Origin of the sequence: Pseudomonas sp. (genome assembly GCF_033723075.1) — a bacterium.
Taxonomy (GTDB): domain Bacteria; phylum Pseudomonadota; class Gammaproteobacteria; order Pseudomonadales; family Pseudomonadaceae; genus Aquipseudomonas.
Genome location: NZ_JAWVXU010000013.1, coordinates 42,873 through 68,899 on the forward strand (window position 1 = coordinate 42,873; position 26,027 = coordinate 68,899).

Sequence of the window (26,027 nt, forward strand, 5' to 3'; positions counted from 1 at the left end):
ATGATATGCGTGCGGATCTGATCATCGTCGGTGCCGGTATGGTTGGCAGCGCCCTGGCTTTGGCCCTGCAAGAGCAGGGGCTGGACATTCTGCTGATCGATGGCGGGCCGCTCAGCGTCAAGCCGTTCGACCCTGCCGCGCCTTTCGAGCCGCGGGTCAGCGCGTTGTCGATCGCCAGCCAGCGGGTGCTCGAGCGGCTTGGCGTGTGGCAGGGCATCGCCGCTCGCCGCAGCAGCCCCTATGCCGAGATGCGGGTGTGGGACGGCTCCGGTACCGGACGGATTCATTTCAGTGCGGCCAGCGTGCATGCCGAGGCACTTGGCCATATCGTCGAGAATCGGGTGATCCAGGACGCCCTGCTCGAGCGTCTGCACGACGGCCCTGTGGGCTTGCTGAACAATGCCCGTCTGGAGCAGTTGCGCCGCTCCGGCGACGACTGGCTGCTGACCCTGACCGATGGCCGCCAGCTGCGTACGCCCCTGCTGATCGCCGCCGACGGCGCCAACTCGGCGGTGCGCCGCCTGGCCGGTTGCGCCACCCGCGAGTGGGATTATCTGCACCATGCCATTGTCACCAGCGTGCGCTGCAGCGAGGCGCACCAGGCCACGGCCTGGCAGCGCTTCACCGACGACGGCCCGCTGGCCTTTCTGCCCTTGGCTGCTGCGCCTGGCGAACACTGGTGTTCGATCGTCTGGTCCGTCGTGCCGAACGAAGCCGAGCGCCTGATGGCGCTGGACGACGCCGGTTTCTGTGTCGAGCTGGGCAAGGCCTTCGAGCATCGCCTGGGTGAGGTGCTGCAGGCTGATCCGCGTCTGTGCATCCCGTTGCGCCAGCGCCACGCCAAGCGCTATGTCGAAGAAGGGCTGGCGCTGATCGGTGATGCCGCGCACAGCATCCATCCGTTGGCCGGGCAAGGCGTCAATCTAGGCTTTCTCGATGCCGCCGTGCTGGCCGAGGTGCTGCTGCACGCCCATGCGCGTGGTGAGCGTCTGGCCGATGAGCGCGTGCTGAGTCGCTACGAGCGCCGACGCATGCCGTACAACCTGGCGATGATGGCGGCGATGGAGGGTTTCGAACGCTTGTTCCAGGCCGATCCGCTGCCATTGCGCTGGCTGCGCAACGCCGGCCTCGACTGGGTCGACGAGTTGCCCGAGGCCAAGGCGTTGTTCGTCCGTCAGGCGCTGGGTCTGAGTGGCGACTTGCCGGAGCTGGCGCGCGCCTGACGCTGTCCCGCATCTCCCCCTCCTGTGTCATCCGACACTGTGCCTGCAGAGGCATGGCGTGCTGTGTTGCGGATTAAAAGGTGGTGAAGATTGACCAGGATCATGGCGGATTACGTCTGCGAGGCGAAGAATGGTTGAGAAACTAAATGACATTCACTATTATTTGGTCTTTCGACTCACCTTCGCTCAAGAGGCAGTATCCATGCAGGTAAGCAAGCGTTTGTTCGCCGCTCTCACCCTCACTGCGCTGGCCGGCGCCACCCAGGCCGCCGATGAAGTGGTGGTCTACTCGGCCCGTATTGATGAGCTGATCAAACCGGTCTTCGATGCCTACACTGCCAAGACCGGTGTCGCGGTGAAATTCATTACCGACAAGGAAGCGCCGCTGCTGGCCCGCCTGAAGGCCGAAGGCGAGAACACTCCCGCCGACATGCTGATCACCGTAGATGCCGGCAACCTCTGGCAGGCCGAGCAGCAGGGTGTGCTCAAACCGCTGCAGTCCAAGGTGATCGAGGCCAATATTCCGCCCCAGTATCGCTCCAGCACAGGCGCCTGGACCGGCCTGTCGCTGCGCGCACGGACCCTCGTCTACTCCACCGAGCGGGTCAAGCCGCAGGAGTTGTCGACCTACGAAGCCCTGGCCGACAAGAACTGGGAAGGCCGCCTGTGCCTGCGCACCAGCAAGAAGGTCTACAACCAGTCGCTGACCGCCACCCTGATCGAGACCCACGGCGCCGAGAAAACCGAGGAGCTGATCAAGGGCTGGGTCGGCAATCTGGCGACCGATGTATTCCCGGACGATACCGCGCTGATCCAGGCGATCGACGCCGGCCAATGCGATGTCGGCATCGTCAACACCTACTACTTCGGTCGCCTGCACAAGCAGAAGCCGGACCTGAAAGCCGCTCTGTTCTGGCCGAACCAGGCCGACCGCGGCGTGCACGTCAACCTGTCCGGTGCCGGTGTCACCGCGCACGCGCCACACGCCGAGGCCGCGCAGCAGCTGCTGGAGTGGATGACCACCGAGGAAGCTCAGGGTCTGTTCGCCAGCCTCAATCAGGAGTTCCCGGCCAATCCGCAGATCGCGCCGGCCGCCGAAGTGGCCGCCTGGGGCAGCTTCAAGGCCGACAGCATCCCGCTGGAAGTGGCCGGCAAGCGTCAGGCCGAAGCGACCATGCTGATGGATCGCGCCGGCTGGAACTGATCCAGGTCAGTGTCTGAGCAGCAACGGCAGATTCGATTCGGTTTCCTGCTTTAGGCTGCAGTTATACTCCACGCCCCGGCTTAGTCCGGGGCGTTGTGTTTATGCCGTCGAGAAAATAGTTTCGAGGATTCTGCGTGGCCCATTCTGCCCAGCGTCGCTGGTATCCCGTCGCCTTTGCCGTTGCCCTGCTGGTGTTGCTGCCGCTGAGCGTGCTGCTGTTCAGCTGGCATGAGGTGGATCGGCAGATCTGGGCGCACCTGTGGCAAACCCAGCTGCCGCGCCTGATCGGCAATACCCTGATGCTGGTAATCGGGGTCGGTATCGGGGTCACCGCGCTCGGCGTCAGTCTGGCCTGGTTGACCAGTCTCTGCGAGTTTCCCGGGCGTCGCTGGCTGGATTGGGCGCTGATGCTGCCCTTCGCCATTCCAGCCTATGTCCTGGCCTTCGTCTTCGTCGGCCTGCTGGATTTCGCCGGGCCGGTGCAAACCCTGTTGCGCGACTGGTTTGGCGCAGGCTTCCGTCTGCCGCGGGTGCGTTCCACCGGTGGGGTGATCATCGTCCTGGTGCTGGTGTTCTACCCCTATGTCTACCTGTTGGCGCGAAACGCCTTTCTGGCCCAGGGCAAGGGCCTGATGGAGGCGGCGCGGGTGCTCGGGCAGAGTCCCTGGCAGGCGTTCTGGCGGGTGGCCCTGCCGATGGCGCGGCCTGCCATCGGTGCCGGATTGGCGCTGGCGATCATGGAGACCCTGGCCGATTTCGGCGCGGTCTCGGTGTTCAATTTCGATACCTTCACCACCGCCATCTACAAGACCTGGTACGGCTTCTACAGCCTGACCAGCGCCACCCAGCTGGCCAGCCTGCTGCTGCTCGCGGTGATGCTGGTGCTCTATGGCGAGCGGCGTGCCCGCGGGGCCGTGCGTCCGGCCAACGAGCGGCCCCGGGTCAAGGCGCTCTATCACCTCAAGGGCGGCCAGGCGCTGGCCGCCAGCGTCTGGTGCGGTCTGGTGTTCGCCTGTGGTTTCGTGATTCCTGTGCTGCAGTTGCTGGTGTGGTTCTGGCAGCGCGGCCGTTTCGATCTGGACGAGCGCTATACGGCCCTGATTCTGCACACCCTCTACCTCGGCGGCATGGCCGCGTTGATCACCGTCTGCGTGGCCTTGCTGCTGGCCTTCGCCCGCCGCCAGACGCCTACTCGGTTGATGCGCTCGACCGTCAGCCTGGCCAATCTCGGCTATGCGTTGCCGGGTTCGATGCTGGCGGTGGCAATCATGCTGGCCTTCAGCGTGCTCGACCGCGAGCTGGTGATTCCGCTGTCCAGCTGGCTCGGCGGTGCGGGCAAGCCGATCCTGCTCGGCAGCCTGTCGGCCTTGCTCCTGGCCTACCTGATTCGCTTTATGGCGGTGGCCTACGGGCCGCTGGAGAACAGCCTGGCGCGGATCCGCCCGTCGTTGCCGGAAGCCTCGCGCAGCCTGGGTGTCGGCGGTATCGGCCTGTTCTTCCGGGTCTACCTGCCGCTGCTGGTGCCGGGGGCGATGTCGGCAGCGCTGCTGGTGTTCGTCGATGTCCTCAAGGAAATGCCGGCGACCCTGCTGATGCGCCCCTTCGGCTGGGGCACCCTGTCGGTGCGGGTGTTCGAGATGACCAGCGAGGGTGAATGGGCACGCGCCGCGCTGCCGGCCCTGACCCTGGTGCTGGTCGGACTGCTGCCGGTGATTTTGCTGATCCGCCGTTCGGCGCGGCGGATCAGCTAGCGGAGCGGGACGCCGGCCGCTCATGAGCTCAGCGAGCAGTCCGTCGCTCGGCCACGGCCAACGACGGTCCATGCGACCTGCTGCTTCGCGAGTACGCCCTACGGCCAAGATGACCCGCCGCTGTCTTGCGGCTACAATGCGCGCCATTCGCTGCGGACCGTCATTTCGACAGCCCGTGCCAGTGCCCTCTTTCAGTGGGTTCAGCCGGGTTCAGCAACTTGCCCGCAGCTCTGCCAAGCCCGGAAGGAGACACCCATGGGACAGCGCACCCCTCTCTATGACCTGCACCTCGCCTTGGGTGCCAAGATGGTCGATTTCGGTGGCTGGGACATGCCGCTGCACTATGGTTCGCAAGTCGAGGAGCACCATCAGGTGCGTCGCGATTGTGGGGTCTTCGACGTTTCCCACATGTGCGTGGTCGATGTCGGCGGCAGTCAGGCCAAGGCTTATCTGCAACACCTGCTGGCCAATGATGTGGAGTGTTTGCACATCCCCGGCAAGGCCCTGTACAGCGCCATGCTCAACGAGCAGGGTGGGGTGATCGACGATCTGATCGTCTACCTCACCGATTCAGTCGAAGGACAGAGCGGCTATCGTCTGGTGGTCAACGCCGCCACCCGCGACAAGGATCTGGCCTGGATGCGTCAGCAGAGCGGCGCCTTCGATGTCGAATTGCATGAGCGCAGTGAGCTGGCCATGCTCGCGATCCAGGGCCCGCATGCTCGCGCCAAGACCTGCGAGCTGGTGACCCAGGCCCGCGCCGCGCTGATCCACGAGCTCAAGCCGTTTCAGGGGCTGGCGGAAGGCGACTGGTTTATCGCCCGCACCGGCTACACCGGCGAGGATGGCCTGGAAATCATGTTGCCGGCCGATCAGGCCGTGGCGTTCTTCAACGACCTGGTCGGTGCCGGCACCTCGCCTATCGGCCTGGGCGCGCGCGATACCTTGCGTCTGGAGGCCGGGATGAACCTGTACGGCCAGGACATGGACGAGAACGTCACGCCGCTGGCGGCCAACATGGCCTGGAGCATCGCCTGGGCACCGGCCGGTCGTCAGTTTGTCGGGCGCAAGGTACTGGAAGAACTGAAAAGCGCTGGTATCCAGTCCAAGCTGGTGGGTCTGGTGCTGGAGGAACGTGGCGTGCTGCGCGCCCATCAGGTGGTGCGGGTTGGCGGGGTGGGCGAGGGCGAGATCACCAGCGGCAGCTTTTCCCCGACCCTCGGCAAATCCATTGCCCTGGCGCGTGTGCCGACAGCCACGGGTGAGCGCGCAGAGGTGGAAATTCGCGGTAAATGGTACCCGGTCAGGGTGGTCAAACCGATGTTTGTCCGCCATGGCAAGGCCCTGATCTGAATGCGACTGCAGGTTGCGCGGCGTGCTGCTGCGCCAAGCCTGTAACCCGGATGGACCTGGGAGTGCCGTCACCCGCTGGGTGCGGCTATGTGCGCCATGTTTGCAATGACTCGCTTTCGCTATGACCAACCCCTGCTAAATTCTCCTGACGGCGCGGTCGCCGTCATGTCTTACGAGGAACGACACATGAGCACTATCCCCGCCGATCTGCGTTACGCCACCAGCCACGAATGGGCCCGCCTGGAAGCCGATGGTACGGTCACCGTCGGCATTTCCGATCACGCTCAGGAAGCCCTGGGCGACGTGGTCTTCATCGAGCTGCCGGAAGTCGGCAAGCGCCTGACTGCCGGTCAGGAAGCCGGGGTCGTGGAGTCGGTCAAGGCCGCCTCCGATATCTACACGCCGGTGGGCGGCGACGTGATCGCGATCAACCAGGATCTGGCCGACAGTCCCGAGAGCGTCAACAGCGACCCCTATGGCAGCTGGTTCTTCAAGCTCAAGCCAAGCGATGCCAGCGAGCTGGACAAGCTGCTCGACGCGGCCGCCTATAAGGCGATTGCCGACGCCTGATCGGACTGCGCCAGACCGGCCCTGTCGGGCTGGCTTGGCGCGCAGGTGCTGGTTTGGCCCGGAGCGAGGCGTGGTTCTCATGCGCCCGTGACGGCCCGTCTGCGTCCGCGCAGACCGCCCGCGAACGCCTGGAGAGAAGCGGTTCCTGCTAAGGTGGATACCCGCCATCCTCCCTGTCTGCCCGATTGATTGCCCATGCCTGAACTGCCTGAAGTCGAAACCACCCGCCGCGGCATCGCGCCCTTTCTCGAAGGTCAGCGGGTTAGCCGAGTGATCGTGCGCGAGCGTCGTCTGCGCTGGCCGATTCCCGAAGACCTGGATGTGCGCCTGTCCGGCCAGCGCATCGAGTGTGTCGAACGGCGCGCCAAATACCTGCTGATCAAGGCCGAGACCGGCAGTCTGATCAGTCACCTGGGCATGTCCGGTAGCCTGCGCCTGGTCGAGTGCGGCCTGCCGGCAGCCAAGCACGAGCATGTGGACATCGAGTTGGAGTCCGGCCTGGCCCTGCGCTACACCGATCCGCGGCGCTTCGGCGCGCTGCTCTGGAGTGCTGACCCCTTGCACCATGTGCTGCTCAGCAAGCTCGGTCCCGAACCCTTGACCGAGTCGTTCGGCGGCGAGCGCCTGTACCAGCAGTCACGCGGTCGTTCGATGGCGGTCAAACCCTTCATCATGGACAACGCCGTGGTGGTCGGGGTTGGCAATATCTATGCAAGCGAAGCGCTGTTCGCCGCCGGTATCGATCCGCGCCGCGAGGCCGGTTCGATTTCCCGGGCGCGCTATATGACCCTGGCCGAGCAGATCAAACGCATCCTCACCCACGCCATCGAGCGCGGCGGTACCACCCTGCGTGATTTCGTCGGCGGTGACGGCCAGCCGGGTTATTTTCAGCAGGAGTTGTTCGTCTATGGGCGCGGCGGCGAGTTTTGCAAAAACTGCGGCAGCACCCTGCGCGAACTCAAGCTGGGGCAGCGTGCCAGTGTCTATTGCCCGCGTTGTCAGCGCTGACCGGGTCTGGATACTCGTGCGTGCTCTCGGGCGCCAGTCCTGAAAAACCCGGTATGCATTGCACGGCGATTGACGGCCGTCACGCTGACAAATTCCAGAGCACTGTTATAGTTACTGGCACCGCTTCCTAATAGCTGAAGGATCGCCCCGATGAAACTGTTTCGCTCAACTGCTGTTGTCCTGGCGCTGACCACTGGCCTGCTGGTGCTGCCGGCACAGGCGGAAGTGGTGCAAAATGCCAGTGGCGATCCGCTCTACACCGCCGAGGCGCCGGCCGCCTTCTCGATGGTGGCGGATCTGCTGATTGCTCGTCCCTTGCTGATCGCCGCAACCGTGATCGGTGCCGGTGTATTTGTCGTGGCCTTGCCGTTCGCCGCTACCGGTGGCGGTATTGGTGAGGCCGGCAGGGCCCTGGTGGTCGAGCCGGGCAAGGCGGCTTTCGTGCGCTGCCTGGGGTGCACCGGGGATGGCTACAACAAGCGTCAGTGATTGTGCGTGAACGCGCACTGAATGCCTGACCCCGGCCGCAGCCTGCTTCTGCGATTACGGTCGTTCAGCTGGATTTTCCTGTTTGTCCTGCTGGCCCTGAGCTTCTGGTTCAGTGCCGGCTGGCTTGGCTTGTGCGCAGGCCTGGCGCTGTTCCTGTTCGGCATGCAGTGTCTGGAGGAAGGGCTGCGCCAATTGGCCGGCGGCAAGCTGGAACGCCTGCTGGCGCTGAGTACCGCCACGCCCTTCAAGAGCCTGATGTTCGGCGTGAGCGCCACCATGCTGGTGCAGTCCAGTTCGCTGGTGTCGCTGTTGACCATTGCCTTCATCAGTACCGGCCTGATCCAGCTGGCGGCGGGGATCACCATCCTGTTCGGTGCCAATCTGGGCACCACCAGCGGTATCTGGCTGCTGGCCCTGGCTGGGCAGAATGTCAGTCTCGGCCCTCTGGCGTTGCCCCTGCTGGTGTTTGGTGTGCTCGGCGGTTTCACCGGTCCGCGAGGGCCCGCTGTCGGTCGCGTGGTGCTCGGTGTGGCGTTCCTGTTTCTCGGCATCGATCAGATGAAGGCCGGCTTCTCCAGTGTGGCCGGCGACTTCGACCCCCTGCACTACCAGCTGCCCGGCATTGCCGGTCATCTGCTGTTTACCGGCGTCGGCTTGCTGGTCACGGTCTTGCTGCAGTCCAGCCATGCCACCCTGATGCTCACCCTGACGGCCCTGGCTGGTGGCCAGCTGGCCCTGGAGCAGGGCTTGGCGATTGCCATCGGCTCGAATATGGGCAGCACGGTAACGGCGGTGATCGGCGCCCTGGGCGGCTCCCGTGCCGGGCAGCGACTGGCCCTGGCGCATGTCCTGTTCAATCTGACCACCGGTGTCCTGGCGCTGGCTCTGCTGGTGCCGCTGGCCATCCTGGTGCAGTGGCTGACGGCGCCGATGGGCCTTGGCGGCAACCTGCTGATTCAGCTGGCGCTGTTCCATACGCTGTTCAATGCCATGGGCGTGAGTCTGTTCTGGCCGATGCAGGGTTGGCTGGCGGGTCTGCTGGAGCGCTGGTTGCCCGACCGCGAAGAGCCCAAGGTGCTGATCACCGAGGTGGCCGCGCCTGCGACTGAGCCGACGCGCGCCCGTTACCTGGACGACAGCGCCCTGGCCAGTGCCGACAGCGCGGCTCAAGCGGTGGTGCTGGAGTTGCAGCACCTGGCCCGTCTCAGCCTGGAGGTGATTTGCCACGCGCTCTATGTGCCGGTGGATCAACTCGAGCGCAGCCGTCAGGACGGTAGCCTGCTGAGCGCTCCCCCCGACTCCCGGGCGCTGGATGCGGAGCAGCTCTATCGGCGGCATATCAAGGGCGTGTACAGCGACTTGTTGAGTTTCATGAGTCGCCTGGAAGTCAGCCTCGATGAGGCGCATCAGCACTTCTGGGTCAGCTGCCAGCTGGCGGCGCTGCAACTGGTGGATGCGGTGAAAGACGCCAAGCATTTGCAGAAGAATCTCGGCCGTTACCTGCGCCAGGACGACAGCCGTGCCCGCCAGACATATGTCGAGCTGCGCCGGCACCTGCTCGGGGTGCTCCACGAAGTGCGCGAACTGGGCCGACTCGAACTGCCCGATACGCTCTGGGACGAGCGCCTGCGTCAGTTTGACGAAGGGGCGGCAGCTTTCGACAGTGCCTTCCGCGAGCGCCTGTTCGCCGCCGTACGCGAGCGTCATCTGGATGGCCAGCAGGCCAGCTCGCTGATGAATGACCTGGGCTATGTCAGCCGCATCACCCAGAGCCTGCGTAACGTGCTGCTGCTCGCTCAGGGCGATGGTAATGAGCTGTTCCGGCCGCTGCGCCAACTGGTGGCCGAGGATGGCCCGCTGATCCAGTTGGATTGAGTGTGCGGTTGGCAGGCCATGCCGGGTTACGCGGCGCCCACAAGTGACGCCTGTGGTTGAGAGGTATGCGCCGCTAACCCGACCTGTGGTTTGGCCGAGACGAGGGCGCGCCGCTAACGCGGTCCTATCCAGCTTACGGGTTGCGCTGCAGTTGGCTCGGTGTCACCACTGCGCTGGTGCCGGTACCACGCGGGTCGCTGGCAGCCTCGACCCGGTTGTTCGACTTGTCCCAGAACAGCACCTGCTGGTTGCCGTAACGGCGCTGCAGGGCCTTGAGTTGATGGCCGCGGGCTTGCAGCGCGGCGATTTGCTCCGGGCTGAAAGCGTTAGGTTCGTGCTCGATCAGATCCGGGCGAAATTGATGGTGATAGCGGGCGACGCTCGGCCAGCGGCCAATCGGCTGGCCGTCGAGGTACTCGAGCATCGCCAGCAGCACCATACTGGGGATGCGGCTGCCGCCGGGGGTGCCAAAGCTGGCGAACTGCTCGGTGCTTTCGATAAAGCTCGGGCTCATGCTCGACAGCGGGCGTTTGCCGGCGGCGATGGCATTGGCCTGGCTGCCGGCCAGGCCATAGGCGTTGGCGCCCTGGACATCGGCGGCGAAGTCGTCCATTTCGTCGTTGAGCAGCACGCCGGTGCCGGGCACGGTGAAGGCAGCGCCGAACGGCAGGTTGATCGACAGGGTTGCGGCCACCGCATTGCCGTCGGCATCGAGCACCGAGAAGTGGGTGGTGTGGTCGCCTTCGTGCCAGCCTCCCGCGGCTGGCAGGCTGTCGCTGGAGGTGGCTTTATCCGGGTCGATGCTGCCGGTCAGTTGCTTTATGTAGACGGGCGCGAGCAACTGCTTCAGCGGGTTGGCGACAAAGTCCGGGTCGCCGAGCAGGCCGCGGTCGCGGTAGGCGCGGCGCAGCGTTTCGACGACCAGATGGGTGCGTTGCACCGGCTCGGCCTGGCGCCAGGGCAGCTGTTGCAGGATCAGCAGGCTCTGCGCCAGGGCCAGGCCGCCCGCCGAGGGCGGCGGCGCGCTGATCAGCTCGCGACCCTCGGCCAGGGGCACGCGCAAGGGTTGGCGCTCGACGATGCGGTACTCGGCCAGGTCGCGCAAAGACCAGATGCCGCCGGCGGCACGCACACCACCGACCAGCTTGTCGGCGATCTCGCCGGCATAGAAGCCGGCATGGCCATCGCGGGCCAGGCGTTCCAGGGTCGTGGCCAGTTCGGGCTGGCGTAACAGGTCAAACTCTGCGGGGATTTCGCCGTCTTCGTCGAGGAAAATCCGCGCGCTTTGCGGGTCGTCGCGCAGGGCGGCCAGGCGCCAGCTCGCCCGTTCGCGATAGACCCGGTCGATACCGACGCCGTCGCGAGCCAGGCGAATCGCCGGGGCCAGTGAGTCGCGCAGCGGCAGCTTGCCGAAGCGCTCGGCCAGCAGCACCAGCGCGGCGGGCAGCCCGGGAATGGCGGCTGCCAGCGGCCCGTTGAGCGAGAGCTGTTTCTGTATTTCGCCGTCGCGCCGGTAGAGGTCGACATGGGCGGCCAGGGGCGCCCGCTCGCGGGCGTCGAGAAAGCGATAGGTGGGGTGCTCGCCGGCTTCGCGCAACAGAAAGAAACCGCCACCCCCCAAGCCCGAACTGTAAGGCTCCGCCACTGCCAGGGCGGCACTGATGGCGACCGCCGCATCGAAGGCATTGCCGCCGATTGCCAGGGTTTCCTGGCCGGCAACGGTGGCGGCGGGGTGGGCGCTGGCGATGGCGGCCTGGTTGGGCGCTGCCTGGGCCAGCAGGCTGCAAATCAGCAGCAGGGCGGTGAGGGCGACTCTCTGCAACATGGGGGCGATCTGTACTGTGCTTCGGGGAAGCCGAAGCTTAGCAGCGATTGGCCGGCAGTTCCGGGGAAGGTGCGCGAATTGGCCTGCCAGCCTCTCAGGCCTTGCCGGTGATGATCAGGTACTTCTCCATCAGCTCGTCCTTGCTCTCGACATGGCTCTCGTCGAGCGGGATGCAATCCACGGGGCAGACTTGCTGGCACTGCGGCTCGTCGTAGTGGCCGACGCATTCGGTGCACAGGTTGGGGTCGATCACGTAGATCTCCTCTCCCTGGGAGATGGCGCCGTTCGGGCACTCGGGCTCGCAGACGTCGCAGTTGATGCAGTCGTCGGTGATGATCAGGGACATGGACTAAACGCTCCTGTCGCAGCCTTCGGCTACGACATTCTCAAACAACAATAGGCAGATAACGATGGGCGAATTGTGCCGGATTGTTGAGGCGGGCGCCATGTGTGGGCGCCCGCCCGGGGGACACGAGTTCAGTGTTTGAAGCGCTCGTGCAGGGCGTCGGCCACGGCAGGATGGACGAATTTGCAGATATCGCCGCCGAGCGCGGCGATCTCGCGCACCAGGGTCGAAGAGATATAGGAGTATTTTTCCGACGGAGTGAGAAACAGGCTTTCCACGTCCGGCGCCAGTTGGCGGTTCATGTTGGCCAGCTGGAACTCGTATTCGAAGTCCGAGACCGCGCGCAGGCCGCGCAGAAACACATTGGCGCCTTGCTCCTGGGCGAAGTGCGCGAGCAGGGTGGAGAAGCCCATCACCTCGACATTCGGCAGGTGCTTGGTCACTTCGCGGGCCAGTTCTACCCGCTGCTCGAGGGGGAACAGCGGGTTTTTCTTCGGGCTGGCGGCCACCGCGATGATCACGCTGTCGAACAGGCGCGCGGCGCGCTCGACCAGGTCGCCATGGCCCTTGGTGATGGGGTCGAAGGTGCCCGGGTATAACACTCGATTCATCGTGACGTCCTGGCGGATCCGTTGGGGAACCGGATGGTAGCGCAGCGAGGAACTGCGGCCAAGTCAGGCGTGTTGACCCTCGAGCCCGGCGGGGCGGGTGAATGCCCGGCCATCAGGCGTGCTTGAGGCGCTCGGCCAGTGCTGTCGCCAGCTTCGCAGTCAGGCCGTAGATCGACAATTGCGGGTTGGCGCCGATGCTGGTGGGGAACAGCGAGCCGTCGTGAATCGACAGGTTGGCCAGCTGATGATGGCGGCCGAGGCTGTCGGTCACCGCCTGGCGCGGGTCTTCGCCCATGGCGCAACCGCCCATGACATGGGCGCTGCCCAGGCGGGTGCGATAGATTTCAAGGCTCAGGCCGTCGATCAGGCGCCGCGCGTCGGCCAGGGTCTTCACATAGCCGGCGTCGGCATGCAGCGGCAACACCGCCCTGGCGCCGGCGGCGAACTGGATCTCGGCCATGCTGTGGAAGGCGCGGCGCACACCATCCCAGCTGTAATCGGTCATCTGGTAGTCGAGTACCGGGCTGCCGTCGCCGCGCAGTTCCACCCGGCCTTCGGCACTGTCCGGGTGGAAGCCATCGCGCAGCAGGGCCAGCATCACGTTGGTGTGCGGCAATTGTTCCATGCGCAGGGCGTTGTCGATGCCGAAACGGCCGAGCAGGGTCGACGTCAGGGCCGGCTGCAGCGGCGGCACTTCCAGCTTGTAGGACAGGTGCCCGGCAACTCCGTCGTCCCACTGGAAGTGATCGGAGTAGATCGACTGCGGCGCGCCGTAGAAGGGGTTGATCACCTGCTCGAACTGCGCGGCGGAGAAGTTCACCAGGTGCAGGTAGGTGCGCCTGCCGCTGCGCCGGTGCGGGTCCGGGGCGTTCGAGCGCAGCAGGATGCCGGGGGTGTTGATGCCGCCGCCGGCCAATACATAGTGCTTGGCCTTGACCCGGATCTTGCGCCCGTTGGGCGCCACGCTGCGCTCATCCATGCCCAGGCATTCGATGCCGCTGACCTGGTCGCCCTCGATCAGTAGCTTGTCGGCGCGGGCCAGATAGAGTAGCTCGCCGCCCTTGTCCAGGGTCGCCGGAATGGTGGTGACCAGCATCGACTGCTTGGCGTTGGTCGGACAGCCCAGGCCGCAGTAGCCGAGGTTCCAGCAGCCACGCACGTTGCGCGGGATGACGCTCCATGCATAGCCGAGTTTCTCGCAGCCGCTGCGGATCACCTGGTTGTTGGCATTCGGTGGCACGGCCCAGGGGGCGACGCCCAGGCGCTGCTCCATGCGCTCGAACCAAGGCGCCATGTCCTCGGGGCTATGGCCGCTGACGCCATGCTCGCTGGCCCAGTGCTGCAGGGTCGGGTCGGGGGTGCGAAAGCTCGAGGTCCAGTTGATCAGGGTGGTGCCGCCCACCGCGCGGCCCTGCATGATGGTGATCGCGCCGTCCTTGCTCATGCGGCCGATGCCTTCCTGATAGAGGCTGGCGTAGGCCTCGGCCTCGAGCATCCTGAAGTCGTCGCTGGTCTTTAGCGGGCCTTCCTCGATCAGCAGCACCTTGAAGCCGGCGGCGCTGAGGATCTCCGCCGTGGTGCCACCGCCTGCGCCGCTGCCGACGATGGCGACATCGGCTTCCAGGGTCAGGTCATGCTCCAGGCGTGAACCGTTATGGGTTTTCCAGCCGCGGGCCAGGCCTTGCTTGAAGATGTCGGGTACGGGCATTGCGGGCTCTCTTTCTTGTTCTGGCCGGCTTGGCGGCTGGGTAATGGGTAGCGCTGCACTTAACCTGCGCGGCCCGACCCATCCTGCGGTTTCTTGTAACGGTGTCCCTATGGCCTGTTGGGTTCGGCTATCGCCACTGAGCGTGAAATGGGCTGTACCCCTAGGGTGCGCCGTGCGCACCAGAATTACGCTCAGTCGGTGCGCGCGGCGCACCCTACGCATGGCGGTCCTTGCCCGGCCGACGCGCAGCCCGCCGTCAGACTGTCGGCGGGCCGGGGTAGCCGCAGTGGGCCCAGGACTCGGTGCGGCTGTACCAGCTCATCATCACCAGTTGCAGCAGCGAGGCATGGCCCATCTGCAACAGGCCGATCGAGCTGTTCTGCCAGCGTTCGAGAAAGGCGTGCACCTCACTGGCCGAAGCGCTCTGCCAGCTGCCCCAGATGCCGGTCAAGGGCCCGCGGGTGAGCGGCAGGGCGAGTACGTCGAACAGTTGCACGGTCAGCTTGAGCATTTCCGGCGAGACATGATTAAGGCTGTAGTCCAGGCTTTCCAGGGTGCCGTGAACCGCCTCGGCCATCTGCGCAGGTGCTACCGCGCCTGCGAGCATGACCGGGATCAGGGCCTGCAGAAAGGCCAGGTCGGACTCGCGCAATACGGCAAAGCCGGCCTTGGGCGTGCTGGCCGAGCAGCCGCTGAGCGTGGCAGTCAGGCCGGCGGTGGCGAGCAGGGCCGAGCCCATCAGGCCGACCTTGAGCAGGCCGCGGCGTGACAGGTGCGGCGAATCGAGCGTGGTGTTGTGCATTTATTGTTATCACCAAGACAGGGGAAGGCTTAGCGCACGAACAGCTTGTAGACCAGCTTCTGCAGGGTCTTGCCGTAGGGCGGGTAGATCAGCTTGGCGGCGTTGAAGCGCTGCTTGATCAACACGCCCTTGGCCTTGCTGAAGGTCAGAAAGCCCTCGTGGCCGTGGTAATGGCCCATGCCGGAAGGGCCGACGCCGCCGAACGGCAGGTCGTCCTGGGCCACGTGCAGCAGCGTGTCGTTCAGGCATACGCCGCCGGAATGGGTTTCATGCAGCACCCGCGTCTGCTCGCGTTTGTCGTAACCGAAGTAGTACAGCGCCAGCGGACGGGCGCGCTGGTTGATGTAGGCGAAGGCGTCTTCCAGCCTGTCGTAGGGGATCACCGGCAGCAGCGGGCCGAAGATCTCGTCCTGCATCACCTGCATCTCATCCGTCACATTCAGCAGCACTGCATGCGGCATGCGCCGGCCCTGGGCTTCTGGATACAGCGCGATGATGGTCGCGCCCTGGCCCTCGGCGTCCTGCAGGTAACCGCTCAGGCGCTGCTGCTGGCGCTCGTTGATGATCGCGGTGTAGTCCGGGTTGTCCGCCAGTTGCGGGTAGAAGCTCAGCACCGCCTGGCGGTAGGCCGCGACAAAACCCTCCACCCGGTCTTTCGGCACCAGCACGTAGTCCGGGGCTACGCAGGTCTGCCCGGCGTTCATGGTCTTGCCGAAGGCGATGCGCTCGGCGGCGTCACTCAGCGGCACAGAGGCCGAAACGATGGCCGGCGACTTGCCGCCCAATTCCAGGGTTACCGGGGTCAGGTTCTCGGCGCACGCGCGCATCACGTGCCGGCCTATGCTGGTGGCGCCGGTGAACAGCAGGTGATCGAACGGCAGTTTGGCGAAGGCCATGCCGACATCCGCCTCGCCCAGCACCACGCTGACCAGGTCCTCGGGAAACACCCTGGCCAGCAGCTCCTTGATCAGCTGGGAGGTGGCCGGGGTCGACTCACTCATCTTGATCATCACCCGGTTGCCGGCCGCCAGGGCGCCGACCAATGGACCGATGGCGAGGAACAGCGGGTAGTTCCACGGCACTATGACCCCGACCACACCGAGCGGCTGGTAGATCACCTTGGCCGAGGCGGGCATGAACGGCAGGCCGACGCTGCGCCGCGAGGGCTTCATCCACTTCTTCAGGCGTTTGGCCGTGTAATGGATGCCGTGCAGGCTGGGCATCAGTTCGGCCAGCAGGGTTTCGTCGGCCGAGCGGTTGCTGAAGTCCCGGGAAATCGCCTGGATCAGTGCTTCGCGTTCGGCGCGCAGCTGTTCGCGCAGGGCCTTGAGCCACTGCAGGCGTTGCTCGGCAGGCGGCATGGGGTTGCCGCGAAATGCCTGGCGCTGCAGGGCGAAGCTGGTTTCCAGTTGCGTGAACTGATCCTGGCCGTGTTGCAGGACCTGCTCCAGGTGGGCGATGTCGGCGGCCATGGCTATTTCCTCGGCGTTGCAGGGTTGCAGTCCCGTTCACCCGTGCGGTGCGAGTGCTGCGGAAAAGGTGTGCTGGTTTTTTAGAGCAATTGCTCTAATCTGTCAAATCACCTGAGGGTTGAAGGCATGTCGGCCAGCTATTCGCCGATGGCCGGCTAGCACCGCAAGCGCTTCAGCCTGTACCTTTGCCGGGCTTTTGAGTCGAGATCGAGCAGTCATGGCCATTCCACCGAAAACCCGCGAGCGCATCATCCAGGCCAGCCTCGAGCTGTTCAACGCCCAGGGTGAGCGTAGCGTCACCACCAACCACATCGCAGCACACCTGGGGATTTCACCGGGCAACCTCTACTACCACTGTCGCAACAAGCAGGCGATCATCGCCGAGCTGTTCGGCCAGTATGAAAGCCATGTCGACAGCTTCCTGCGCCTGCCGCCCGATCGGCCCATGACCATAGACGACAAGACCTTCTACCTAGAGGCGCTGCTCGCGGCCATGTGGCACTACCGCTTCTTGCATCGCGACCTGGAACACCTGCTCGACAGCGATGCCGAACTGGCCGAGCGTTACCGGCTGTTCGCCCGGCGCTGCCTGCAGGGCGCGCAAGGCATCTACCAGGGCTTCGTCGAGGCCGGCATCCTGCTGATGAACCCGGCGCAGATCGAGGCGCTGACGCTCAATGCCTGGATCATCATGACCTCCTGGGTGCGCTTCCTCTGCACCACCAGCGGCCAGCCCGGTGAGCTCAGCGAAGCGATGTTGCGCCGCGGCATCTACCAGGTGCTGGCGCTGGAGGGCGGCTATATCGCCCCGCAGGCGCGGGAGGCGGTGGATGCCCTGTACCGGAAACTGCATGTGCCGCTGGAGCAGGTGATTTGAGTGCGGCCAACATAGTGTTCAGGCGTAGATACCGTCTTGCCCGATGAGGGGCAGGACGGTATCTACAGTGGCTGCGCGGTCTGTTCGGCCAACCATTGGGGGATGCGTCGCTCCAGGTAATAGCCAGGCTTGCGCGGCGAGCCGTCGATAAATCCGACATGGCCGCCATGCTCATGCAGCTCGAACTGGATGCTGGGCGACAGTTCGGCGGCCTCCGGCAGGCTGTGACGGAATACGAAGGGGTCGTCGGCGGCCTGGATGATCAGGGTCGGGGTCGCGATGCGGCCGAGAAAGTAGCGGCTGGATGAGTGGGTGTAATAGTCCTGGGCCCCCTTGAAACCATGCAGCGGCGCGGTGATGCGATCGTCAAAGTCCCAGAAGGTGCGCATGCCCTCCAGGGTCCCGAGCTGATCCAGGGTGGACAGGCGGTCGGCCATGCCCTGGTGGGCGAACAGGCGCTGCTTGGTCTTCACGTAGGCGACCATCTGCTTCATGAAATGTGCCTGGTAGACCCGCGAGAAGCCCAGGCCGAGGCGATCCGCGCACTGATCCAGGCGAAACGGCACCGACACCGCCGCGGCGCCGTGCACCTGGCTGTCGCCGCCAGTTTCGCCGAGGTACTTGAGCAGCACGTTGCCGCCCAGGGAATAGCCGACGACATACAGCGGTGACAGCGGTCGTTGTGCGCGCAGGTGGCGCACCGTCTCGGCCAGGTCGTCGCTGGCGCCGGAGTGGTAGCCGCGCGCCAGCAGGTTGGGTTCGCCCGAGCAGCCGCGCCAGTTCAGCGCCACGCTGGCCCAGCCGCGTGTGGTCAAGGCCTGCTGCAGACCGAGCGCATAGTGCGAGCTGGACGAGCCGGTCAGGCCATGCAGCACCAGGACCAGGGGCGCTTCGGCTGAATGCGGGCCGTGCCAGTCGAGGTCGAGAAAGTCGCCGTCCTCCAGCCACAGGCGCTCGCGTCGGCGCTGCAGTTGTGGCGGCTTGCGGCACAGCGAATTCCACAGGGTCTGCAGGTGCGGACCGGGCAGCCACCAGGCGGGTTTGAAGTTCGGATTCATGCGTGTAGCCCGTAGCCCGGATGCAATCCGGGGAAGTTGTGGCTAATCGACAATACGCCCCGGATTGCATCCGGGCTACAGGGGCTGATGCCGCTTGCATGTTCCGGGTTGGCCAGGACAGTGGCGGGGTGCGGCCTCAGCCATCCTGCGCGCTGCGCTGCCATAGCGCGTAATACACCTGGCCGGCCTTCTGTTCGCGGTGCAGGCGCCAGTTGCCGGGCAGGCCGAGAGCGGAGGGCGGGTTTTCGCTTTCGGTGTAGACCCAGGCATCCGCGGCCAGCCAGCCGTGTTGCTCCAGCAGGTTGCAGGCCGGCAGGAGCAGATCCTGGCTGAACGGCGGGTCGAGAAACACCAGATCGAACGGTGTGGCGGCCTGGGTCTGCAGGTAGACCAGGGCATCGCTTTGCAGCAATTGGCCGTTGTCGCAGCCCAGGGTCAGCAGGTGCCCGCGCAGACTGGCGATGGCGGCGGGGTTGAGGTCCAGCGCCAGGGCGCTGCCGGCCCCGCGCGACAGCGCCTCGAGGAACAGCGCGCCGCTGCCGGCGAACAGGTCGAGCACCTTGGCGCCTTCGACGTAGGGCGCCAGCCAGTTGAACAGGGTCTCGCGCACCCGGTTGGGCGTGGGGCGCAGGCCGGCGGCCATGGGGAAGTTGAACTGGCGCGAACGCCATTGCCCGCCGATGATCCGCAGTTGGCCGTCGCCGCTGTGGGCCGTGGCCGCTTTGTTTGGCTTGCGCATCAGTGCTCCGGTACACCTGAAGGTTGTTCGGCGGGTTTGTCGCTGGGCGGCGGCAGGTCTTGCTGCGTCACGGTTGGCCCGGCGCTGACGATGATCAGTGCGTCCGGGTCGAGGTGCTTGGCCATGGCGGCCTTGACCTGCTCGGTGCTGAGGGCCTGCACCTCGCGCATGAAATCTTCCAGGTGGCTCAGCGGCAGGTCGTAAAACCCCATGGAACCGAGCTGGCCGACGATGGCGGCGTTGCTCGCGGTGGACAGCGGAAAGCTGCCGGCCAACTCGCGCTTGGCGTTGTCCAGTTCTTCCTGGGTCGGGCCGCTGGCCAGGTAGTCGCGCAGCATATCCTTGATCAGTTGCAGGGTGCCGGCGCTGAGTTCGGCGCGGGTCTGCAGGTTGATCATGAACGGCCCGCGAGCCTGCATGGCGCTGAAACCGGAGTAGACGCCGTAGGTCAGGCCGCGCTTTTCGCGCACCTCGGTCATCAGCCGGGTACCGAAACCGCCACCGCCGAAGATCTGGTTACCCAGAAAGAGTGCGGCATAGTCCGGGTCGCGCCTGTCGATACCGAGCTGGGCGATCATCAGGTGGGTCTGGTTGGACGGGAACTCGATATGGCTGGCGCCGGCTTGCGGCGCGTCCGGCTGAGCAATGAGGGGCAGGGCCGGGCCCTGCGGCAGTGCGGCGGAGACCTCGGCCGTGAGGGCTTCGGCTTCGGTGCGCGAGAGGTCGCCGACCAGCGCGATCACCGCGTTGCCGGCGGCATAGGCCTTGGCATGGAAGGCCTGCAGCTGCTCGCGGCCGATTGCCGGGATCGACTCGGCGGTGCCTTCGCTGGGGTGGGCGTAGGGGTGCTCGCCGTAGAGTCGCTCGAACAGTTGCAGGCTGGCCAGTTTGCCGGGGTTCTGCTTCTGGTATTCGAAGCCGGCCAGCAGCTGATTCTTGATCCGCGCCAGGGCGTCTTCGGGGAAGGTCGGCTGGCCGATCACCTGATTGAACAGCTGCAGGGCCGGCTCGCGTTTATCCGCTGCACTGAGGCTGCGCAGGCTGGCCACCGCCATGTCGCGGTAGGCGCCATTGCCGAACTCGGCGCCCAGGTTTTCGAAGCCGGCGGCGATGGCGCCGACGTCCTTGCCCGGTACGCCTTCGTTGAGCATGGCGTTGGTCAGCATGGCCACACCTTGCACGCCGTCATCCTGGCTGCTGCCGGCGGCGAAGGTCAGGCGCAGGTCAAGCATCGGCAACTCGCGCGCCTCGACGAACAGCACCTTGGCACCCTCGGCGGTTTGCCAGGTCTGGATCTCCAGGTCGCGCCGGCTCGGCGCCTGGCCATTGAGCTCGGCGAGGGATTCGATGGCCGTCGAGGGGGCGGGCGCGGACGGGCTGCCGGCTTGGTCGGGACGATCGATCACCAGCAGCAGAAGCGCCAACAACACCAGTACTGCCAGGCCGAGCAGGCCGTAGCGCAAACCATTGCGCTCACTCATCATGCTTCTCCTCGGGTAGAACATGGGCGACGCTCAGGCGGTCGCGGGTAAAGAAGGTTGTCGCTGCGCTCTGGATATCGGCCGGGGTGACCGCTTCCAGCTCGGCCAGCTCCTGGTCCATCAGCCTCCAGGACAGGCCGACGGTTTCCAGTTGGCCGATGGCGGTGGCCTGGCTGGTGATCGAGTCGCGTTCGTAGACCAGGCCGGCGATGACCTGGGCGCGCACCCGGGCCAGCTCCTCAGCCGAGGGCGGGTTCTGTTGCAGGTCCTGCAGCTCGCGCCACAGGCCGGCTTCGGCTTGCGCCAGGGTCTTGCCGGTTTGCACATTGGGCGTGGCGGACAGCACGAACAGGCTGTCGCCGCGCGGGTGGGCGTCGTACCAGGCGGAAGCCCCGGAGACCAGTTCCTCGCCACGCTCCAGGCGCGTCGGCAGGCGGGCGCTGTAGCCGCCATCGAGCAGAGTGGCGATCAGGCGCAAGGCATGCACCTGGCGCGGCTGCTCGGCAGTGGCCAGGCCCGGTACGTTGAAGCCCAGCATCAGGCTTGGCAGCTGGGTTTTCAGGTGCAGGGTGATGCGTCGTTCGCCCGGTGCAGCCAGTTCGCGGGGGGCTTTCGACGGCGGTACGGCGCGTTTGGGGATGTCGCCGAAATAGCGTTCGGCCAGCACCTTGACCTCGCTGGCGCTGACATCGCCGACCACCACCAGGGTGGCATTGTTCGGTGCGTACCAGGCTTCATACCAGGCACGCAGCTCCTCGACGGTCATGCGCTCGAGGTCGGCCATCCAGCCGATGGTCGGCGTGTGGTAACCGCTGGCGGGGTAGGCCATGGCCTTGAAGCGCTCGTAGGCCAGGCTCGAGGGTTTATCGTCGGTGCGCAGGCGCCGCTCTTCCTTGATCACCTCGATCTCGCGGGCGAATTCCTCGGCCGGCAGCTTGAGACTGGCCAGGCGATCGGCTTCCAGCTCCAGGGCCACGCTCAGGCGATCACGCGCCAGCACCTGGTAATAGGCGGTGTAGTCGTCGCTGGTGAAGGCGTTCTCCTCGGCGCCCAGCTCGCGCAGGATGCGCGAGGCTTCGCCGGGGCCGAGCTTGCGGCTGCCCTTGAACATCATGTGCTCGAGGGCGTGGGACAGGCCGGTCTGGCCGGGCGTCTCGTAGCTGGAGCCGACCTTGTACCAGAGTTGGGAGACCACCACAGGCGCGCGGTGATCCTCGCGCACGATGACCTTGAGACCGTTGTCCAGGCTGAATTCATGGGTCGGTTGCGGTTCTGCGGCCAAGGCCGCCAGCGGCATGCAGAGTGCGCCGAAGAGCAAGGCGGCGGCGCGTTGGGCTGTCATCTTCATCAATTGTCGACCTGTCGGACGGACCCGCTTGGACTTAGCGTCGGCGGGCGCGGAGGTGCTAGGATACGCATCCGTTTTACTGGCGGCCACGTCTGGTATGTGGTCTGAATATTACTGCGCGGTTTCTTCGGCTGTTAGCCCGCCGTGCAGGCAATGTCTTAGACCCGCCCACTGGCGCGTCGCACCTTTGAGATAGCCGTCCTCCATGTTTGGTTCCAACGACGACAAGAAGACCCCCGCGCCCGGTGCCATGCCTGATGCGCCGCCATCCGCCGAGAAAACCGCGGAGAAGAAAGACCTGTTCGGCTGGTTTCGCAAGAAGCCGCAGGAGCCGGCCAGCAGTCAAGCGCCTGAAGCGCCTGAGCCCACAGCCGCGCCTGCAGCAGAGCCGCAAGTGCCAGTGCCAGAGCCAGCGCCAGCCCTGCCGCAAGCCGTCGAGCCCGCTGCGCCTGTGGTCGAGTCGGTTGCTCCGGTCGCGCCGCCGGCCGAGCCCGCAGTGGCGCCCGCGTCTGCGCCCGAGCCGCTGCAGGCGCCGCGCCCTTCGCGGTTCCGCATCAATGCCGGCAGCGAAGTGCTGCATCCGGTCATTCATGTACCTGAGCCCGAGCCGCCTGTGCCGGCCGCGCCGATTGTGGTCGAGACCCCGGTGGCTGAGGTACAGGTCGAGCAGAACAAGCCGGGCGATAACCAGGGTGGTTGGTTCGCCCGCCTCAAGCTGGGCCTGTCGAAGACCAGCGCCAGCCTGGGTGAGGGCATGGCCAGCCTGTTCCTCGGCAAGAAGGCGATCGACGACGAGCTGCTCGAGGAGATCGAAACCCGCCTGCTCACCGCCGACGTCGGCGTCGAGGCCACCAACCTGATCGTCCAGAGCCTGACCCAGAAGGTCGCGCGCAAGCAGCTGACCGACAGCGGCGCGTTGTACCAGGCGTTGCAGGACGAGCTGACCGCGTTGCTCAAGCCGGTCGAGCAGCCGATGCGCGTGGATGCGACGAAGCAGCCCTATGTGATTCTGGTGGTCGGCGTGAACGGTGCCGGCAAGACCACCACTATCGGCAAACTGGCGAAAAAGCTGGAGCAGGACGGCAAGAAAGTCATGCTGGCCGCCGGCGACACCTTCCGCGCCGCCGCTGTCGAACAGTTGCAGGTGTGGGGCGAGCGCAACCGTATCCCGGTGATCGCCCAGCACACCGGTGCCGATTCGGCGTCGGTGATCTTCGATGCGGTGCAGGCCGCCAAGGCGCGCGGCATGGATGTGCTGATCGCCGACACGGCCGGGCGCCTGCACACCAAAGACAACCTGATGGAAGAGCTGAAGAAGGTTCGGCGGGTGATTGGCAAGCTGGACGACACGGCGCCCCACGAGGTGCTGCTGGTGCTGGACGCCGGCACCGGACAGAACGCGATCAACCAGGCCAAGCAGTTCAACCAGACCGTGAGCCTGACCGGCCTGGTCCTGACCAAGCTGGACGGTACCGCCAAGGGCGGGGTGATCTTCGCCCTGGCCAAACAGTTCGGCCTGCCGATTCGCTATATTGGCGTCGGCGAAGGCATCGACGATCTGCGTACCTTCGAAGCCAACTCTTTTGTCCAGGCGCTGTTTCAGTCGCGGGAATCGTAATGATCAAGTTCGAGCAGGTCGGTAAGCGTTACCCCAATGGTCACGTCGGGCTGCACGAGCTGAGCTTTCGCGTGCGCCGCGGCGAGTTTCTGTTCGTCACCGGGCACTCGGGTGCCGGCAAGAGCACCCTGTTGCGCCTGCTGTTGGCGATGGAGCGGCCGACCACCGGCAAGCTGCTGCTGGCCGGCCAGGACCTGGGACAGATCACCAACGCACAGATTCCCTACCTGCGTCGGCAGATCGGCGTGGTGTTTCAGAACCATCAGTTGCTGTTCGACCGCAGCGTGTTCGACAACGTCGCCCTGCCGCTGCAGATCCTCGGGCTGTCCAAGGTGGAGATCGGCAAGCGCGTCGGCGCCGCCCTCGAGCGGGTGTCACTGGCGGACAAGGCCGAGCAGTTCCCCAGCGAACTGTCCACCGGCCAGCAGCAGCGCGTCGGCATCGCCCGCGCGGTGGTGCATCGTCCGGCCCTGCTGCTCGCCGACGAACCGACCGGCAACCTCGATCCGCGCCTGGCCGCGGAGATCATGGGGGTGTTCGAGGACATCAACCGTCTCGGTACCAGCGTGCTGATCGCCAGTCACGACCTGGCGCTGATCGCACGCATGCGCCATCGCATGCTGACCCTGCAACGTGGCCGCTTGATCGGCGACGGGGAGGCGGTCTGATGAGCGCTACCCGTATGCCACCGCCGCAGCCGGCGCAACGCGTCGGCGCCGCACCAAAAAAGCACGATCCGAAAATTCCGGATGACGGTCCGGACTTGCGCAGCCAGTTCGACGCCTGGCTGGAAAGCCACCGCGCCAGCCTGGTCGACAGCCTGCGCCGCCTGGCCAAGCAACCCATCGGCAGCTTCTTCACCTGCCTGGTAATGGCCGTTGCCCTGAGTCTACCGATGGGCCTGGCCTTGCTGCTGGACAATGTCGAGCGTCTTGGCGGTTCCTGGCAGCGCGCCGCGCAGATTTCCCTGTTCCTCCAGATCGATGCCAGCGAGGCCGAAGGCCAGGCGCTGCGCGAGCAGATCGGCGCAATGGACGAGGTCGCCGAGGCCGAATGGATCAGTCGCGAGCAGGCCTTGCTGGAGTTCCAGCAGCAGTCCGGGCTGGGCGAGGCGCTCAAGGAATTGCCGGATAATCCGTTGCCGGGCGTGGTCCTGGTGACGCCCAGGGAAGTCGACAAGGTCACCCTGGAGGCACTGCGTCTGCGGCTGGCCGAGTTGCCCAAGGTGCAGCAGGCGCAGCTCGACCTGGTCTGGGTCGAGCGGCTGACGGCGATTCTCAACCTGGGCGATCGCTTCGTCTTCGGCCTGACCCTGCTGCTGGTGATGGCCTTGCTGCTGGTGATCGGCAATACCATTCGCCTGCACATCGAGAACCGGCGTACCGAGATCGAGGTGATCAAGCTGGTCGGCGGCACCGACAGCTATGTGCGGCGGCCCTTCCTTTATATGGGCGCGCTCTATGGGTTGGGCGCCGGACTGCTGGCCTGGCTGGTGCTGGCCTATGGCCTGGGCTGGCTGAACGCCGCGGTGATTCGTCTGGCCGGGCTGTACGGCAGCGACTTCGCCCTGGCCGGAGTGCCGGCAGGCGACGGCCTGTCATTGCTGCTCGGCGCAGTGCTGCTAGGCTATATCGGCGCCTGGCTGGCGGTTGCCCGGCACCTGAACGAATTAGAGCCTAGATAAGTAAGCTATTGTTTTTATTGATATTGACTATGTGTAAGGGAACTTGTAGAAGCGTTCCTAGTCGTATTGCTCAGTGTTACACTGCGCTCGATTCGTGAGTCGGAGGATCCACATGTCCACTTCTTTGCAACCTGTTCATGCTTTAGTCCCGGGCGCCAACCTGGAGGCTTACGTGCATGCGGTCAACTGCATACCGCTGTTGACCCCCGAGCAGGAGCGCGAGCTGGCCGAGAGTCTCTATTACCAGCAGGACCTCGAAGCCGCTCGGCAAATGGTGCTCGCCCATCTGCGCTTTGTCGTGCATATCGCCCGCAGCTATTCCGGTTATGGCCTGCCCCAGGCCGACCTGATCCAGGAAGGCAACGTCGGCCTGATGAAGGCGGTCAAGCGTTTCAACCCGGAAATGGGTGTGCGTCTGGTGTCGTTCGCCGTGCACTGGATCCGTGCCGAGATCCATGAGTTCATCCTGCGCAACTGGCGCATCGTCAAGGTCGCCACCACCAAGGCGCAGCGCAAACTGTTCTTCAACCTGCGCAGCCAGAAGAAGCGTCTGGCCTGGTTGAACAACGAGGAAGTGCACGCCGTGGCGGAAAGCCTGGGGGTCGAGCCGCGCGAAGTGCGCGAGATGGAAAGCCGTCTGACCGGTCACGATATGTCCTTCGATCCGGCTGCCGAAGCCGATGACGAAAGCGCGTTTCATTCGCCGGCCCAGTACCTGGAAGACCACCGCTACGACCCGGCACGTCAGCTCGAGGCCTCGGACTGGACAGACAGCTCCACCGCCAACCTGCATGAGGCCCTGGACGGACTCGACGAACGCAGTCGCGACATCCTCTACCAGCGCTGGCTGGCCGAGGAGAAAGCCACGCTGCATGAGCTGGCTGCCAAGTACAACGTCTCCGCCGAGCGCATTCGCCAGTTGGAGAAAAGCGCGATGAGCAAGCTCAAGGGCTCGATCGCCGCGTAGTTGATCCCCTACCCGAAC

Annotated in this window: 23 protein-coding genes; 13 read left to right on the plus strand and 10 right to left on the minus strand. The window is 65.3% G+C overall.

Translation table 11 applies throughout. From position 1 onward, the window contains the following. The first annotated feature begins 5 nt into the window (after positions 1 to 5). The 8 genes from R3355_RS16005 (at position 6) to R3355_RS16040 (ending at position 9,473) form a co-directional block, all read left to right on the plus strand. Positions 6 to 1,223 (plus strand): 2-octaprenyl-3-methyl-6-methoxy-1,4-benzoquinol hydroxylase, encoded by a 1,218-nt coding sequence (locus R3355_RS16005; protein WP_318962063.1) that lies wholly within the window; start codon positions 6 to 8, stop codon positions 1,221 to 1,223. A gap of 202 nt (positions 1,224 to 1,425) precedes the next feature. Further along, positions 1,426 to 2,427, plus strand: coding sequence for an extracellular solute-binding protein (locus R3355_RS16010; RefSeq protein ID WP_318962064.1), 1,002 nt, complete (start codon positions 1,426 to 1,428; stop codon positions 2,425 to 2,427). A gap of 134 nt (positions 2,428 to 2,561) precedes the next feature. Then, entirely contained in the window at positions 2,562 to 4,178 is a 1,617-nt protein-coding gene (locus R3355_RS16015) for an iron ABC transporter permease (protein WP_318962065.1), read from the plus strand. 255 nt (positions 4,179 to 4,433) lie between these two features. Next, positions 4,434 to 5,531, plus strand: a complete 1,098-nt coding sequence (gcvT, locus tag R3355_RS16020) for a glycine cleavage system aminomethyltransferase GcvT (RefSeq protein WP_318962066.1) — start codon at positions 4,434 to 4,436, stop codon at positions 5,529 to 5,531. A 186-nt stretch (positions 5,532 to 5,717) separates the two neighbouring features. After that, positions 5,718 to 6,101 (plus strand): glycine cleavage system protein GcvH, encoded by a 384-nt coding sequence (gene gcvH / locus R3355_RS16025; protein ID WP_318962067.1) that lies wholly within the window; start codon positions 5,718 to 5,720, stop codon positions 6,099 to 6,101. A gap of 195 nt (positions 6,102 to 6,296) precedes the next feature. Continuing rightward, positions 6,297 to 7,109 carry a bifunctional DNA-formamidopyrimidine glycosylase/DNA-(apurinic or apyrimidinic site) lyase gene (gene mutM / locus R3355_RS16030; protein WP_318962068.1) on the plus strand — a complete coding sequence of 271 codons (813 nt, stop codon included), beginning with the start codon at positions 6,297 to 6,299 and terminating at the stop codon, positions 7,107 to 7,109. Positions 7,110 to 7,259: 150 nt separating this feature from the next. Next, positions 7,260 to 7,598 (plus strand): multidrug transporter, encoded by a 339-nt coding sequence (locus R3355_RS16035; RefSeq protein WP_318949039.1) that lies wholly within the window; start codon positions 7,260 to 7,262, stop codon positions 7,596 to 7,598. Positions 7,599 to 7,619: 21 nt separating this feature from the next. Then, a complete protein-coding gene (locus R3355_RS16040) occupies positions 7,620 to 9,473 on the plus strand; it encodes a Na/Pi symporter (RefSeq protein ID WP_318962069.1) in 1,854 nt (617 codons plus the stop codon). A gap of 133 nt (positions 9,474 to 9,606) precedes the next feature. On the opposite strand, the gene ggt is transcribed toward R3355_RS16040, so the two are convergent. The 6 genes from ggt to R3355_RS16070 all read right to left on the minus strand — a co-directional run bounded on the left by ggt (position 9,607) and on the right by R3355_RS16070 (position 16,237). After that, the gene (gene ggt / locus R3355_RS16045; protein ID WP_318962070.1) at positions 9,607 to 11,298 is read right to left on the minus strand and encodes a gamma-glutamyltransferase; all 1,692 of its coding nucleotides are present in this window, start codon (positions 11,296 to 11,298) and stop codon (positions 9,607 to 9,609) included. Positions 11,299 to 11,392: 94 nt separating this feature from the next. Beyond that, positions 11,393 to 11,644: a YfhL family 4Fe-4S dicluster ferredoxin gene (locus R3355_RS16050; protein ID WP_318949043.1), complete on the minus strand. Its 252-nt coding sequence runs from the start codon at positions 11,642 to 11,644 to the stop codon at positions 11,393 to 11,395. Between the two features lie 131 nt (positions 11,645 to 11,775). Next, positions 11,776 to 12,255, minus strand: a complete 480-nt coding sequence (coaD, locus tag R3355_RS16055; protein WP_318962071.1) for a pantetheine-phosphate adenylyltransferase — start codon at positions 12,253 to 12,255, stop codon at positions 11,776 to 11,778. 112 nt (positions 12,256 to 12,367) lie between these two features. Then, on the minus strand, positions 12,368 to 13,963 hold the full coding sequence (locus tag R3355_RS16060) for a GMC family oxidoreductase (RefSeq protein ID WP_318962072.1): 1,596 nt from the start codon (positions 13,961 to 13,963) through the stop codon (positions 12,368 to 12,370). A gap of 256 nt (positions 13,964 to 14,219) precedes the next feature. After that, a complete protein-coding gene (locus R3355_RS16065) occupies positions 14,220 to 14,765 on the minus strand; it encodes a twin-arginine translocation pathway signal protein (protein WP_318962073.1) in 546 nt (181 codons plus the stop codon). A 29-nt stretch (positions 14,766 to 14,794) separates the two neighbouring features. Continuing rightward, entirely contained in the window at positions 14,795 to 16,237 is a 1,443-nt protein-coding gene (locus tag R3355_RS16070; RefSeq protein ID WP_318962074.1) for a coniferyl aldehyde dehydrogenase, read from the minus strand. Positions 16,238 to 16,454: 217 nt separating this feature from the next. Here R3355_RS16070 and R3355_RS16075 point away from each other — a divergent pair, with 217 nt between their 5' ends. After that, positions 16,455 to 17,114: a TetR/AcrR family transcriptional regulator gene (locus R3355_RS16075; RefSeq protein ID WP_318962075.1), complete on the plus strand. Its 660-nt coding sequence runs from the start codon at positions 16,455 to 16,457 to the stop codon at positions 17,112 to 17,114. A gap of 62 nt (positions 17,115 to 17,176) precedes the next feature. Here R3355_RS16075 and R3355_RS16080 read toward each other — a convergent pair whose 3' ends face one another. From R3355_RS16080 to R3355_RS16095, 4 genes are all read right to left on the minus strand, one after another. Further along, on the minus strand, positions 17,177 to 18,172 hold the full coding sequence (locus R3355_RS16080; RefSeq protein ID WP_318962076.1) for a hydrolase: 996 nt from the start codon (positions 18,170 to 18,172) through the stop codon (positions 17,177 to 17,179). 136 nt (positions 18,173 to 18,308) lie between these two features. Continuing rightward, complete coding sequence (rsmD, locus tag R3355_RS16085; RefSeq protein ID WP_318962077.1) at positions 18,309 to 18,911, minus strand: 16S rRNA (guanine(966)-N(2))-methyltransferase RsmD; 603 nt, start codon at positions 18,909 to 18,911, stop codon at positions 18,309 to 18,311. Then, positions 18,911 to 20,392 carry a pitrilysin family protein gene (locus R3355_RS16090; protein WP_318962078.1) on the minus strand — a complete coding sequence of 494 codons (1,482 nt, stop codon included), beginning with the start codon at positions 20,390 to 20,392 and terminating at the stop codon, positions 18,911 to 18,913. The genes rsmD and R3355_RS16090 overlap by 1 nt, the downstream gene beginning before the upstream one ends. After that, positions 20,385 to 21,740, minus strand: coding sequence for a pitrilysin family protein (locus tag R3355_RS16095; RefSeq protein ID WP_318962079.1), 1,356 nt, complete (start codon positions 21,738 to 21,740; stop codon positions 20,385 to 20,387). Before R3355_RS16095 ends, R3355_RS16090 begins: the two co-directional genes overlap by 8 nt. Before the next feature lie 205 nt (positions 21,741 to 21,945). On the opposite strand from R3355_RS16095, the gene ftsY reads away from it, so the two are divergent. The 4 genes from ftsY to rpoH all read left to right on the plus strand — a co-directional run bounded on the left by ftsY (position 21,946) and on the right by rpoH (position 26,009). Continuing rightward, positions 21,946 to 23,358, plus strand: a complete 1,413-nt coding sequence (gene ftsY / locus R3355_RS16100; RefSeq protein WP_318962080.1) for a signal recognition particle-docking protein FtsY — start codon at positions 21,946 to 21,948, stop codon at positions 23,356 to 23,358. Next, positions 23,358 to 24,026 (plus strand): cell division ATP-binding protein FtsE, encoded by a 669-nt coding sequence (ftsE, locus tag R3355_RS16105; RefSeq protein ID WP_318951418.1) that lies wholly within the window; start codon positions 23,358 to 23,360, stop codon positions 24,024 to 24,026. The genes ftsY and ftsE overlap by 1 nt, the downstream gene beginning before the upstream one ends. Continuing rightward, on the plus strand, positions 24,026 to 25,042 hold the full coding sequence (ftsX, locus tag R3355_RS16110; protein WP_318962081.1) for a permease-like cell division protein FtsX: 1,017 nt from the start codon (positions 24,026 to 24,028) through the stop codon (positions 25,040 to 25,042). The genes ftsE and ftsX overlap by 1 nt, the downstream gene beginning before the upstream one ends. 112 nt (positions 25,043 to 25,154) lie before the next feature. Further along, complete coding sequence (rpoH, locus tag R3355_RS16115) at positions 25,155 to 26,009, plus strand: RNA polymerase sigma factor RpoH (RefSeq protein WP_318951504.1); 855 nt, start codon at positions 25,155 to 25,157, stop codon at positions 26,007 to 26,009. Positions 26,010 to 26,027 lie beyond the last annotated feature (18 nt).